The organism is Hymenobacter puniceus (assembly GCF_014333525.1).
GTDB lineage: Bacteria > Bacteroidota > Bacteroidia > Cytophagales > Hymenobacteraceae > Hymenobacter.
The window spans coordinates 248,223-260,381 of sequence record NZ_JACSCX010000004.1; the positions used below are offsets into that span (position 1 = coordinate 248,223).

The 12,159-nt window shown below is 60.1% G+C and carries 10 protein-coding genes; 6 read left to right on the forward strand and 4 right to left on the reverse strand.

Annotated features, from left to right (window positions below):
- Positions 1 to 38 precede the first annotated feature (38 nt).
- Positions 39 to 2,459, reverse strand: coding sequence for an alpha-ketoacid dehydrogenase subunit alpha/beta (locus tag H8B14_RS13350; RefSeq protein WP_261990012.1), 2,421 nt, complete (start codon positions 2,457 to 2,459; stop codon positions 39 to 41).
- A 272-nt stretch (positions 2,460 to 2,731) separates the two neighbouring features.
- Between H8B14_RS13350 and H8B14_RS13355 the strand changes: the two genes are divergently transcribed.
- From H8B14_RS13355 to H8B14_RS13370, 4 genes are all read left to right on the forward strand, one after another.
- A complete protein-coding gene (locus H8B14_RS13355; protein WP_187316137.1) occupies positions 2,732 to 3,505 on the forward strand; it encodes a DUF1573 domain-containing protein in 774 nt (257 codons plus the stop codon).
- A gap of 265 nt (positions 3,506 to 3,770) precedes the next feature.
- Positions 3,771 to 4,898, forward strand: coding sequence for an alanine dehydrogenase (gene ald / locus H8B14_RS13360; protein WP_187316138.1), 1,128 nt, complete (start codon positions 3,771 to 3,773; stop codon positions 4,896 to 4,898).
- Between the two features lie 172 nt (positions 4,899 to 5,070).
- The gene (locus H8B14_RS13365; protein WP_187316139.1) at positions 5,071 to 5,670 is read left to right on the forward strand and encodes an SMI1/KNR4 family protein; all 600 of its coding nucleotides are present in this window, start codon (positions 5,071 to 5,073) and stop codon (positions 5,668 to 5,670) included.
- 151 nt (positions 5,671 to 5,821) lie between these two features.
- Entirely contained in the window at positions 5,822 to 7,750 is a 1,929-nt protein-coding gene (locus H8B14_RS13370; protein WP_187316140.1) for an LTA synthase family protein, read from the forward strand.
- Positions 7,751 to 7,775: 25 nt separating this feature from the next.
- On the opposite strand, the gene H8B14_RS13375 is transcribed toward H8B14_RS13370, so the two are convergent.
- From H8B14_RS13375 to H8B14_RS13385, 3 genes are all read right to left on the reverse strand, one after another.
- On the reverse strand, positions 7,776 to 8,168 hold the full coding sequence (locus H8B14_RS13375; protein WP_187316141.1) for a response regulator: 393 nt from the start codon (positions 8,166 to 8,168) through the stop codon (positions 7,776 to 7,778).
- Positions 8,165 to 10,030 (reverse strand): PAS domain-containing sensor histidine kinase, encoded by a 1,866-nt coding sequence (locus H8B14_RS13380; RefSeq protein WP_187316142.1) that lies wholly within the window; start codon positions 10,028 to 10,030, stop codon positions 8,165 to 8,167. The genes H8B14_RS13375 and H8B14_RS13380 overlap by 4 nt, the downstream gene beginning before the upstream one ends.
- 104 nt (positions 10,031 to 10,134) lie before the next feature.
- Positions 10,135 to 10,590, reverse strand: coding sequence for a type I restriction enzyme HsdR N-terminal domain-containing protein (locus H8B14_RS13385; RefSeq protein ID WP_187316143.1), 456 nt, complete (start codon positions 10,588 to 10,590; stop codon positions 10,135 to 10,137).
- 160 nt (positions 10,591 to 10,750) lie between these two features.
- Here H8B14_RS13385 and H8B14_RS13390 point away from each other — a divergent pair, with 160 nt between their 5' ends.
- Both H8B14_RS13390 and H8B14_RS13395 read left to right on the forward strand, forming a co-directional pair.
- The gene (locus H8B14_RS13390; RefSeq protein WP_187316144.1) at positions 10,751 to 11,524 is read left to right on the forward strand and encodes an AMP nucleosidase; all 774 of its coding nucleotides are present in this window, start codon (positions 10,751 to 10,753) and stop codon (positions 11,522 to 11,524) included.
- Between the two features lie 146 nt (positions 11,525 to 11,670).
- Positions 11,671 to 12,123, forward strand: coding sequence for a hypothetical protein (locus tag H8B14_RS13395; protein WP_187316145.1), 453 nt, complete (start codon positions 11,671 to 11,673; stop codon positions 12,121 to 12,123).
- Positions 12,124 to 12,159 lie beyond the last annotated feature (36 nt).

Genomic DNA, 12,159 nt, shown 5'->3' on the forward strand with positions numbered 1-12,159 from the left:
TGCTTTTTACTTCATCACCCCGTTACCTCATCACTTGCCTAATAAATGGCCGGAAACTGCTTCGGAGCCGCTTCCTGAAGCAGCTCGTATACGGCGTCGAATACGTCTTCGGCGTTGGGCTTGCTGAAGTAGTCGCCGTCGGAGCCGTAGGGCGGGCGGTGAGGCTGAGCCGCGAGGCAGCGCGGGGCCGCATCGAGGTGGCGGTAAGCATCCTGGCCATCAAGCACCTGCTGGAGCATGTAGGCTGAGGCGCCGCCGGGCACATCTTCGTCAGCGAACAGCACGCGGTTGGTTTTGCGGATGCTGTCCGTGATGACGTGCTCCAAGTCGAAAGGCAGCAGCGTCTGCACGTCCAGCACTTCCACCGAAATGCCTACCTCAGCCAGCTGCTTGGCGGCGTCGAGCACAATACGGCACATGGAACCGTAGGTGACGACCGTAATGTCGGTGCCTTCGCGCAGCACTTCGGGCACGCCCAGCGGCAGCGTAAACTCGCCTACGTTGCTCGGCAGCCGCTCCTTGAGGCGGTAGCCGTTCAGGCATTCAATGACGATGGCGGGCTCGTCGGAACGGAGCAGCGTGTTGTAGAAACCGGCCGCCTGGGTCATGTCGCGGGGCACGCAGAGGTGGATGCCGCGGATGGCACCCAGAATCATCTGAATCGGGGAGCCGCTGTGCCAGATGCCTTCCAAACGGTGGCCACGGGTGCGCACGATGAGCGGCGCCTTCTGGCCACCTTTGGTGCGGTACTGCAGGCAGGCCACGTCATCACTCAGAATCTGGATGGCGTAGAGCAGGTAGTCGAGGTACTGCACTTCAGTAATCGGGCGCAAACCGCGTAGCGCGGCGCCGATTCCCTGGCCCACGATAGTGCACTCCCGGATGCCGGTGTCGGTCACGCGCAGCTCACCAAACTTGTCCTGGAGGCCCGCAAATGCCTGGTTCACGTCGCCGATGCGGCCCACATCTTCGCCGATGGCGAAAATGCGCGGGTCGCGCTGGAAGTTGGCATCGAAGCAGGCCTGCAGTACTTCGCGGCCGTCTACCAGCGGGGCATCCTTGGCGAATTCCACTTTCACTTCCTCGATGTTGCCGATGGCTTCTTCGCTCTGGCTGAACAGGTAGGAGTTGTAGCGGTCAGCGTTTTCGGCCAGGGCCTGATCGAGCCAGCTGAGCAGGTCGCGGCGGCCGGCGCTGCGGGTGCCGCGCACCTGGCGCAGGGCCCGGCGTACGGTGCGCACCAGGTCGGCACGAATCGGCGTGGGGTTGTGCTCCAGGTGCTCTACCAGCTCGTGCAGGTTGTTTTCCGAGCCGGTTTCCGTCACCAGCTTATTGAGCAGCGTCACCACTTCGTCGCGCTCCTGCTTGATGGGGTTGAAGAACTCAGCCCAGGCGGCCGTACGGGCCACTTTCACGGTTTCCTTGGCAGCGGCTTCAATCTGGTTGAGCTCGTCCTCAGTGGCGTGACCTTCGGCCAGCATCCACTGCTTCATTTTCACGAGGCAGTCGTGCTCTTCCTCCCAGCCCAGACGGTCCTTGCTCTTGTACCGCTCGTGCGAGCCGCTGGTGCTGTGGCCCTGCGGCTGCGTCACCTCCGTCACGTGGATGAGCACTGGCACGTGCTGGGTGCGGCACACCTCAGCGGCGCGCTGGTAGGTGTCCACGAGGGCCGCGTAGTCCCAGCCTTTCACCACGAAAATCTCAAAGCCCTGCTCGCCTTCACCGTCGCGCTGCAGGCCGGCCAGGATGGCGGAAATGCTTTGCTTGGTGGTCTGGTACTCGGCAGGCACCGAAATGCCGTAATGGTCATCCCAGACGCTCATCAGCAGCGGAATCTGGAGCACGCCGGCCGCATTCAGGGCCTCGAAGAACATGCCTTCGGAGGTGCTGGCGTTGCCGATGGTGCCAAACGCCACCTCGTTGCCGTTCACCGAAAACTGGTCGTACTGGTGCAGCTCGGGGTTCTGGCGGTAGAGCTTGGAGGCGTAGGCTAGGCCCACGAGGCGCGGCATCTGGCCGGCCGTAGGCGAAATATCAGCCGACGAATTCTTGCTTTGCGCGAGGTTCTTGAAGTTGCCGTCCTCGTCGAGGATGCGGGTGGCGAAGTGGCCGTTCATGGCGCGGCCGGCAGTGGCGGGCTCGGCTTCGGCGTCGGGGTGGGCGTAGAGCTGGGCGAAGTACTGCTGCCAGGTCAGCTCGCCGGCGGCTACCATAAACGTCTGGTCGCGGTAGTAGCCCGAGCGCCAGTCGCCGGGGCGGAAGGCGCGGGCCATGGCCAGCTGCGGCAGCTCTTTGCCGTCGCCGAAGATGCCGAACTTGGCCTTGCCCATGAACACTTCTTTGCGCCCGGCCAGCGAGGCCTGCCGGCTTTCCCAGCCCAGGCGGTAGTCGTGCAGCAGTTCGTCTTTACTCAGAGTTGCGGTAGTGGCCATCAGGTCAGCAGATACATCGGTGGGCATAGGGCGGGTGGGAATGGGTGTTGAGGCCGGGGAAAACAGGGGGCGGAAAGAATGCCTGCGGCTACCAGGCCCCCAAAAGTACGGATTTGGCCGGGAGCATTCATTGGGCAGGCTTGATACGCGGCCGGACCGTTTTTGTATATCTTTGGAAGTAGAACGGAGTGGCACTCCGTTCGGCCGCACCAGCGGCACTCTGGCGTTTCCTCTTCTACTGTTTTTGCTCCGGCTGGGCGCTTACGTGTCTGAACGGAGTATCACTCCGTTCTACTTTTATGAAACACGTTACCTCCCTCCTGCTTTTCTGTTTGCTGGCGCTGGGCGTCCGGGCCCAGGGCGTTATGACGTTCGAGAAAGACACCCACGATTTCGGCAAAGTGCCGGAGGGCACCATGGCCACCTATGAGTTCAAGTTCAAGAACACCGGCAACCAGCCCGTTATCATCGCCAACGTGCAGGCCAGCTGCGGCTGCACCACCCCCGACTGGACCAAGACGCCGGTACTGCCCGGCAAGTCGGGCATCATCAAGGCCATGTACAGCAGCGCGGGCCGTCCGGGCATCTTCAACAAAACCGTGACCGTAACCAGCAACGCCAGCACGCCCAGCGCGGTGCTCACCATCAAGGGCGACGTGGTGAATAAGTCGGAGATGAAAACCATGATGACGCCAGCCCAGTTGGCGCAGTCGCCGCGGCTGGTGCTGGACCGCAACGTGCATAATTTCGGCAAAATGGAAAGCGGCCAGCAGGCCGTGGCCAAGTTCACAGTGAAGAACACCGGCAAGCAGCCACTGGAGTTGGGCATGGTTACGTCGCAGTGCAACTGCATCGGCTACAAGTCGGTGCCACCCACGATTCAGCCGGGCCAGAGCGCCGTGGTGGAAATCCTGTACGCCCAGCGCCAGACCGGCCCGATGAGCGACGTAGCCACCCTGACTTCCAATGACCTGAACGGCGACGTGAAGCTGACGCTGAAAGCCACCGTGGTGCGTGACCTGAACGGGGCCAGCATGGTAAAGGAAAGCGGCGCCGTCGTACCGTTTAAGTAGAACTGGCATTGCGAGGACGCAGGACGACGCACCCGTAGGACAGCGCAGCTAATGCTTCCTCTTTTTGCAGACACGACCCTGAGCGACAAGCCCTCCGGCAGTAGGTTACTACTCTACTGCCGGAGGGCTTGTCTGTAAATCGACGTTCACATCTTTTAGAGGAAAGATTGCTTCGCTATGCTCGCAATGACAGCAGGCAATGCCAGCGGCAGTACCTATCTTTGCACCTTCAATTTTCACCCACCCACCACCTTCACGTTCTGCCATGATCATCGGCGTACCGAAAGAAATCAAGAACAACGAAAACCGCGTAGGCCTGACGCCTGCCGGTGTAGCTGAATTCCGCAAGCACGGCCACGACGTATACGTGCAAGCTACAGCCGGCAACGGCAGCGGCTTCTCGGACGCCGAATATGAGCAGGCCGGCGCTACGGTGCTGCCCACCATCGAGGACGTGTACGCCAAGGCCGAGATGATTGTGAAGGTGAAGGAGCCGATTGCTTCCGAGTACCCGCTCATCAAGGAAAACCAACTGCTGTTCACCTATTTCCACTTTGCCTCGGGCGAGGAGCTGACCCACGCCATGATCGAGCGCAAGGCAGTGTGCCTGGCCTACGAAACCGTGGAGCTGCCGTCGCGCGCGCTGCCCCTGCTCATCCCGATGAGCGAAGTGGCCGGCCGCATGGCTCCGCAGGAAGGTGCCAAGTATCTGGAGAAGCCGCTGAAAGGCCGTGGTATTCTGCTGGGCGGCGTGCCCGGCGTGAAGCCCGCCGAAGTGCTGGTGCTGGGTGCCGGCATCGTGGGCACGCAGGCCGCCAAAATTGCCGCTGGCCTGGGCGCTAAAGTAACGGTGATGGACATTAGCCTGAACCGTCTGCGCGAGCTGGACGACTTCATGCCGAAGAATGTGGTAACGCAGTACTCCAACGAGTACAACATCCGCGAAGCCATCAAAACCGCCGACCTCATCATCGGCGCGGTACTGATTCCGGGTGCCAAGGCCCCGCACCTCATCACCCGCGACATGCTGAAAACCATGCGCGCTGGCACCGTGCTCGTGGACGTGGCCGTGGACCAGGGCGGTTGCATTGAAACCTGCCGCCCCACCACGCACGAAGACCCGACCTTCATCATCGACGACATTGTGCACTATTGCGTGGCCAACATGCCCGGCGCCGTGCCTTACACGTCCACTCTAGCTTTGACCAACGCCACGCTGCCTTACGCCGTGAAGCTGGCCAATCTGGGCTGGCAGGAAGCGTGCCGCCGCGACGAGGCCCTACGCCTCGGCCTAAACGTGGTGCATGGCAAAGTGGTGTACAAAGGCGTAGCCGATGCCTGGGGCCTGCCGCTGGAAAGCGTAGAGTCCGTGATGGAAGAAGCTGCTGTTTAGTTGGTAATTAAGTGTTAAAAATTGAGCGTTCTGGCGGCCTTCGGACGTCGGGGCGCTCAATTTTTAATTTCTACTCGGTGAGGAAGTGCCACCAAGCTCCAGCTTGATGTACCGCGCCTTACTAAAGATAGTATTCAACAATCCACCAGTCTGGAGCTTGGTGTTACTGCTTATGAAAGGCATTTTGTATACCGGCGGCGAGCTAACTGACCTTGTAAGCTTCGCTCGGCTTCCCTCCTACCTGCAGGCATTTCTGCGCGAGCAAAACGGCGTGGTAGCGTACTTCGGCGGGCTGCACATCCGGGGCTGCGTGACGGAGCCCGGCTGGCACGCGCTGGCCGAGGCCTGGCAGGGTTCAATGGCTTTTTGGCGCACCTATGCCGAGGTGCTCGAAACCGACATTCCGTTTGCGCAGGACTGTGCTGGCAACCAGTTTTTGCTGCGCGGCGACGCCGTGCTGTGGCTGGACACCGAAACCGGTGAGTTGGCCGACCTAGAAGTGGATTTCAAGCACTTTCTGTTTGGGGCCGAGAAATTTCCGCTAGACGCCTTGGGCATGGAGCCGTTGCGGGCATTCCAGATGAGCGGTGGCGTGTTACGGCCCGGCGAACTGCTGAGCATCTACCCGCCGTCGTGCATGGCCACCAGCAGCCAGCAGCCCCCCAGCCTGAAAGCCATCAGCGCCCCTGAGCGACTGGCGTGGCTGGCGGATTTCCACCGCCAGATCAAAGATTTGCCCGACGGCCAGTCCATCAGCCTGAAGCCTCTTTAGCAGAAACTTAGAGCCTGTACAGTTCTGCTCAAACGTGCCAGTAGCGTGAAGCTTTTGCTCCGCGTTTGGCTGCTTCCCCAGTTGTTCACCGACAACGTTCCGCGAAACGCGAAGCAAAGGACTTCGTGCTACAATACCCATTTGCCTCGCTATGCCCGCTGAGTTTTTGCGTTTGTTGGCTCGCCGTTTTCTGTTGCTGCTGGGAGCTTACCTGCTGCTGCGAGTGGGTTTTTATGCGGCCAACCGCGCCACGTTTCAGGAGGCGGAAACCGGGCAGGTTTTGCTGGCGTTCTGGCATGGCTTCCGGTTTGATGTGGCGGCACTGCTGCTGCTCAACATTCCGTTTCTGCTGCTGTCGTTGGTGCCCAGCCGGGTGCGGAACTGGCAGCGGGTGGTGCGGGCAGTGTGGCTGCTGCTGAACGGTTTTGGCATAGCCCTGAACCTGATTGACACCGAATATTTCAAGTTCATCGGGCGCCGCACCAGCAACGAGCTGGCCACCATCGGCGACGATGTGCGGCGGCAGGCAGGCCAGCTGGTGCTTACTTATTGGTACCTGCTGATTCCGTTTGGGCTGCTGTTGGCGGCACTGTGGCGGCTGTACCCGTTGCCTGAGCCGGTTCATACAGACACAAACGAAACACACCCAAGCCTCAGGCCCCAAGCCCTACGCCCTAAAAACGTTCTGCTTTACGCTGCACAGGTGCTGACCCTGGCGGCGCTGGTGGTGCTAGGCATCCGGGGCGGGCTGCAGCTCAAGCCCTTACGCACCGGGCATGCCTTCGGGCAGCAGCCGGCAGTGCTGGGGCATCTGGCGCTCAACAGCACGTTCACGTTCCTGAAAAGCCTGGACGCTCAGACTATCGAGCGGAAGCAGTATTTCCGATCGGGGGCCGAGCTGCGGCAGGCGCTGGCGGCCCGGCCGCTGCCGCCGGCCCGCACCGCGCCGCGCCCCGACAACGTGGTGGTGCTGCTGCTGGAAAGCTTCGCCTCCGAATACACGGGCGTCGAAAACCCGGGCCGGCGCGGCTACACGCCGTTTTTCGATTCGCTGGCCACGCACGGCGGGCTGCTGTTTCGGGAGCATTACGCCAATGGCCGCCGTTCCATTGAGGCACTGCCCGCCACGCTGGCCGGCCTGCCGGGCCTGATGGACAACTCGTTTATCACCTCCAGCTTCCAAACCAACGAGCTGCACGGGCTGGGCGAATTGCTGGGCCGACGCGGTTACCGTACGTCGTTGTTTCATGGTGCGCAGAATGGCACGATGGGCTTCAACACCTTCGCCGGCATGGCGGGCATGCAGCAGTATTTCGGGCTTGATGAGTACCCGGGTGGCGCCGGCAGCCCCGATTTCGATGGGCACTGGGGCATTCCGGACGGGCCGTATCTGCAGTATTTTGCGCAAGAGTTGAGCCAGCAGAAGGAGCCGTTTTTCAGCACCGTTTTCACGCTGAGCGCCCACGAGCCGTTTCTGGTGCCAGCGCCCTACACCAAGCGGTTTGCGCCGGGCACGCTGCCTATCCACGCCACCGTGGCGTATTCCGACTTCGCGCTTCAACAGTTTTTTGCCACGGCCGCCCGCCAGCCGTGGTACCGCCGCACGCTGTTCGTGCTTCTCGCCGACCATACTTCGCAGTCCGACGACCCCACATACCAGAATACGCTGGGCGCCTACAAAACGCCGCTGCTGCTCTTCCACCCCGGCCGCACGCTGCCGGCTGCCAACGTACACCGCATCACGCAGCAGGCCGACGTGCCCGCTACCGTGCTGGATTTACTGCAAGTGCCGGTGCCACTAGGCCAGCTGCTGCCTTTCGGCTCCTCTGCATTTGACGCGGGCTCCACCGGGCGGGCCATATTCCTGAGTGGCGGCAGCTACTTTCTGGTGCACCACGATTTCGTAACGGAGCTTACCGCCGACAACCAAGTGCGGCTCTATCCTTACCAGACCCACGCGTTGCCGGCCGTGCCCCTCGCCCACCCCGATCCGCAGAAGCTGCGTGCGTACGGCAACGAGCTGAAAGCCTGCGTGCAGGTTTTCACCACCGGCCTGCTCGACAACGCCCTCTACCGATAGTAAGCGCGCTGTATTCCAGCCACACTTATTCTGATTCGGCCTGGGCCAGCTCGGCCTGAATGGCTCGGATTTCGCCGCTGTCGATGGGCTTGTGAATCAGGCCGGCCACCAGATCGTAGTGGCGGGAACGGTTCAGATCCGACAAAGCCAGCGACGAGGTGAGGATATAGATGCGGCAGCGCCCCTGCAGGCGGCCACGGTACGGGGCCAGCGCATCAAGAAATTCCCAGCCATTCATGACGGGCATATTCAAATCCAGAAATACCACCCGCGGCAATTCCGGCTGCTCCACCAGTTCCGCCAGCGCCTCGTCGGCAGCTTCAAACGTGCGAATGTTGGACGAGAAATCTTCCATCTTGAGCAGCGTTTCCGTGAGGTAGTTGCTCAGGCTGTCGTCGTCGATGAGGAAGGTAGTCATGCGGAAGGGTAACTGAACTGCAAGGTAAAAGTAGTGCCCTGCCGCGCTATACTATGCACAAAAATACTACCGCCCATTGAATCGACGTGGGCCTTCACCAGAAACAGGCCGATACCACGGCCACTAACGTTGGTATGAAAACGCTTATACAGCTGAAATACATCTTGGCTGACAGGCGGCATGTCAAACCCGGAGCCGTTGTCGGCAATGGTGATGATGGTATGGCCGGGCGGGTGTGCATAGGCCTCAACATCAACGCGCAGCAGCCGATCTGCCGACCGGTACTTGATGGCGTTGGTGAGCAGATTCAGGAATATGCTGTAGAAATAGGCCCGCTTGCCTGGCAATTGCAATGTGTTAGGTATCGAGCAGAAAACCTGGCCCTGGCAGCGCTCCAGGTCAGGGGTCAGCGTCTTTATCACCTGCTGGCATACAATGCTTACTGGCACCAACTCAAGCTCCGCTACAATGGGCGTATCGCGGGCTGATAAAATGGTATTAACATCTTCCAGTACGTCGCCGACCTGCTGCAGACTGGTATGCAGATATTTCAGAGTGGTATCGAACTCCTCTGCCTGGCGCGGCACGCAGGCCAGCAGGCTGGCAAAGCCCTCGGCATTGGCCAGCGGCGCCCGCAGATTGTGCGACAAGATATAGGCAAACTGCTGCAGATCGGCGTTTTGCTTGTATACCTCCTGGGCCATGCGCTGCTGTTGCTCCTCGGCCTGCTTGCGCTCTGTAATGTCCTGCATAGCCCCAATCATGCGTACGGCGCGCCCCTGCGCGTCGCGGAGAATGTAGCCCCTGTCAAATACGATGGCCCACGAGGAGTCGGCGCGCTGAAACCGGTACTCCTGCTGCCAATGGCTGCGGCTGGTATTGTGCGTTGTATGCAGTAAGTCGTCTACGGTACGGGCGGCGTCTTCCGGGTGCACATAGTCAGCCCACTGCCCAAACCCGGTGGGGTTGCCGGATAGTTGGTAGCCAAATAGGTCCTCAAATCCTTCGCCCCAATAAAGCGTATCGGCCTGAACATCCCAGTCATAGATGGCATCGGTGGTGGCTTTGAGGGCGTACATGAACCGCTCATTGCTGGCACGCAGCCGCTCTTCGGTGCGGTATTGCGCCGTCAGGTCATGCACAATGCCTACCAGCTGGCAGCAAACCCCGTCATCGTTTAGCACCGGTGTCACGCAAACCTGGCCCACCAGCTGGCCCGTAGGGTAGTTGCTGGTTTCCTGCCACTGTACCGGCATCCTGGTTTCAACAGCCTGCCGGTAGTTCTTTACCACCAAACTTAGGGAAGGCTGCGGAATTACTTCCTGCACCAGCCGTCCGATTATGGCCTCCCGAGCTATACCCGTGGTAGTCTCAAATGCCTGGTTTGCGAAGAGAAATCTGTACTGAAACGCCGGCAGCACCTCCAGCACAAAAATTACATCGGCAATGCTGGCGAATATTACCGACAGCGGATTTTCCTGCTCGTGAAGGGCTTTTTCTGTGAGCAGGTCAGGCAGTTGAGGGCGCACCATACACGTCAGCTGGCCTTCGGAGCTGCGCGGCAGAAGCGTGAGCTGCACTGGCTGCGCATTGCCGGAGGGGCTGTGTAGCATACCAGCCAACGACAGAATCTGGGCATGCGGAGGCAGCTCCTGTAGTACGGCCATTATGTGCCGGGCAGTTGCCGGGTCAAGTAGGTCAGCAACCGATTTGCCTTGGAGCGCGGCTGCAGGGCACCCTGCCAGATAGAGGAAAGCCTGATTAGCTGTCTGAAACAGGCCGTGCAACGTGAATACGCAATAGGCCTCCTCTACTACCGAAGTAGTGGCGCCTGCGGCCACAACCGTGTACTTATCTGTCATCAGCACATTCAGCTACAGGATCCAACACTACAACTACTTCCTAGCTACCGCCCACTTTGCTATAGATTAGTATACGGTACTTCGCACGAAAATAGCCCGGCAAATTATTCTGTAGCTGACTCGTAGCGAGGAACTTCCACCAACCGCTCGTTGGTACGGGCCACAAAGTTCACGCGCCAGCAGAAGTGCTGCAGGCCGTTGGTAAGCAGCAGCAGCGGCGCGCCCACCATTTGGTTGTAGGTGGCCGCCTGCTGGGCCACAGCCGCCGTGATGGGCACCGACGGCGCCTTGCACTCCACCAGCAGCAGGGGCTGCCCGGTAGCATCCAGCGCTACCAGGTCGGTGCGCTTCTGGCGCTGGTTGTAGCGCAGGCCCCGCTCCAGGCTTAGCAGTCCCTTGGGGTAGCCGCGGTGGCTGATCAGGTAGTGGACCACGTGCTGGCGCACCCATTCTTCGGGCGTAAGCACTACTTGCTTGCGGCGCAGCACATCCCAGATCAGTGTAGTTGGGCCGGATTGTGTAACTTTGTAGTCGAAAGGCGGCAGGTCTAACTCTTGCATCACCTCCAAAGGTACGGTCCTGAACTTCGGTTCCGCTTTTCGCCTCCGTACCGTCACATCCTTTTCCCAAGGGTCTGACGGTTTTTTTTTAGGGTCTTGGATGAAGTTCAAGATCCTAAGACCCAAGACCCCAAGATCCTAAACACCCAACCAAATCCATATGAAAACCAAATCCGACATCGTAGAGAATTGGCTGCCCCGCTACACCGGCGTGCCGCTCGGCGACTTTGGCCAGTACATCCTGCTGACCAATTTTATCAACTATGTGCACATGTTTGCCGAGCAGTTCGGCGTGGAAGTGCGGGGCCTCGATAAGCCCATGCAAACGGCCACGGCCAACGGCATCACCATTATCAATTTCGGCATGGGCTCGCCGATGGCGGCTACCGTCATGGACCTTATTTCGGCCGTGCATCCTAAAGCCGCCCTGTTCTTGGGTAAGTGCGGCGGCCTGAAAAACAAAACCAAGCTCGGCGACCTGATCCTGCCCATCGCCGCCATCCGGGGCGAGGGTACTTCCGACGACTACCTGCCCGCTGAAATTCCGGCTTTGCCCTCGTTCCGGCTGCAGCGCGCCGTGAGCAGCATGATCAAGAAGCACGAAAAGGACTACTGGACCGGCACTGTATACACTACCAACCGCCGCGTGTGGGAGCACGACGAAAACTTCAAGGAGTACCTGCGCCAGATCCGGGCCATGGCTGTGGACATGGAAACAGCCACCATCTTCACGGTGGGCTTCGTGAACGAAATTCCCCACGGCGCGCTGCTGCTCGTCAGCGACAACCCGATGACGCCGGAAGGCGTGAAAACGTCGGAGAGCGACAAAAAGGTGACGGCCGACTTCGTGACGTCGCACCTGCAAATCGGTATTGACTCGCTGCTGGAACTGAAAAACTCCGGCGAATCGGTGAAGCACATGCGCTTCGAGTAAGCTCAACCGCTCTGGTTATTTTTTTTAGCTTGCACCACTGCGTGCAGCTACTACTCCCCAGGACTGCCGCAGCCCTGGGGATTTTTGTTGCTGCGCGTAGCATTGCTTCCGCTTTCCGCTCCCGCTCGCTCCACAACCACGCTGCTATGAATCACTTCTCCTCTTCTTATCTCACCATCGACTATCTGGTGGCGCCGCGCGTGCTGGCGGGCCGCTGGTGGCGCGGCGTGATGCCGTTTGAGCTGCACCGCGGCTACGCGGCCCTGCTGGATGCGGCCGTATCGCGGCGCTGCCGCTTCTGGCTGGTAGACCTGAGCAACCGGGCTGGCGGGGTAGATGCAGCCGACGTGCAATGGATACTGAGCGACTTTTTTCCGCAGCTGCCGGTGCGTCTCAAGCGGCCCGTGTATCTGGCGTATCTGATGGCGCCGCACCAGCTGGCGGGCGTACTAGCCAATCCCGCCATTCCGGCTCTCTCCTACTTCGACGACCGCCCCTATCATCTGGAGCGGTTTACGACGGAGGAAAGCGCCTTGACTTGGCTGGAACAGTGCCGAAAGCAGGATGCTCGGTCCCGGCGCAAACCAATAGTGCAGTAGCCGGGGCGCACATTTTTTGGCGTACAGAATCCTTGG

What these genes read in the sequence shown, in the direction of transcription:
- H8B14_RS13365 (WP_187316139.1), top strand. Translation starts at nt 5,071, where the DNA reads ATGAAAGGCATTTTGTATACCGGCGGCGAGCTAACTGACCTTGTAAGC.
- H8B14_RS13375 (WP_187316141.1), bottom strand. Translation starts at nt 8,168, where the DNA reads ATGACTACCTTCCTCATCGACGACGACAGCCTGAGCAACTACCTCACG.
- H8B14_RS13385 (WP_187316143.1), bottom strand. Translation starts at nt 10,590, where the DNA reads ATGCAAGAGTTAGACCTGCCGCCTTTCGACTACAAAGTTACACAATCC.
- H8B14_RS13370 (WP_187316140.1), top strand. Translation starts at nt 5,822, where the DNA reads ATGCCCGCTGAGTTTTTGCGTTTGTTGGCTCGCCGTTTTCTGTTGCTG.
- H8B14_RS13380 (WP_187316142.1), bottom strand. Translation starts at nt 10,030, where the DNA reads ATGACAGATAAGTACACGGTTGTGGCCGCAGGCGCCACTACTTCGGTA.
- ald (WP_187316138.1), top strand. Translation starts at nt 3,771, where the DNA reads ATGATCATCGGCGTACCGAAAGAAATCAAGAACAACGAAAACCGCGTA.
- H8B14_RS13355 (WP_187316137.1), top strand. Translation starts at nt 2,732, where the DNA reads ATGAAACACGTTACCTCCCTCCTGCTTTTCTGTTTGCTGGCGCTGGGC.
- H8B14_RS13350 (WP_261990012.1), bottom strand. Translation starts at nt 2,459, where the DNA reads ATGCCCACCGATGTATCTGCTGACCTGATGGCCACTACCGCAACTCTG.
- H8B14_RS13390 (WP_187316144.1), top strand. Translation starts at nt 10,751, where the DNA reads ATGAAAACCAAATCCGACATCGTAGAGAATTGGCTGCCCCGCTACACC.
- H8B14_RS13395 (WP_187316145.1), top strand. Translation starts at nt 11,671, where the DNA reads ATGAATCACTTCTCCTCTTCTTATCTCACCATCGACTATCTGGTGGCG.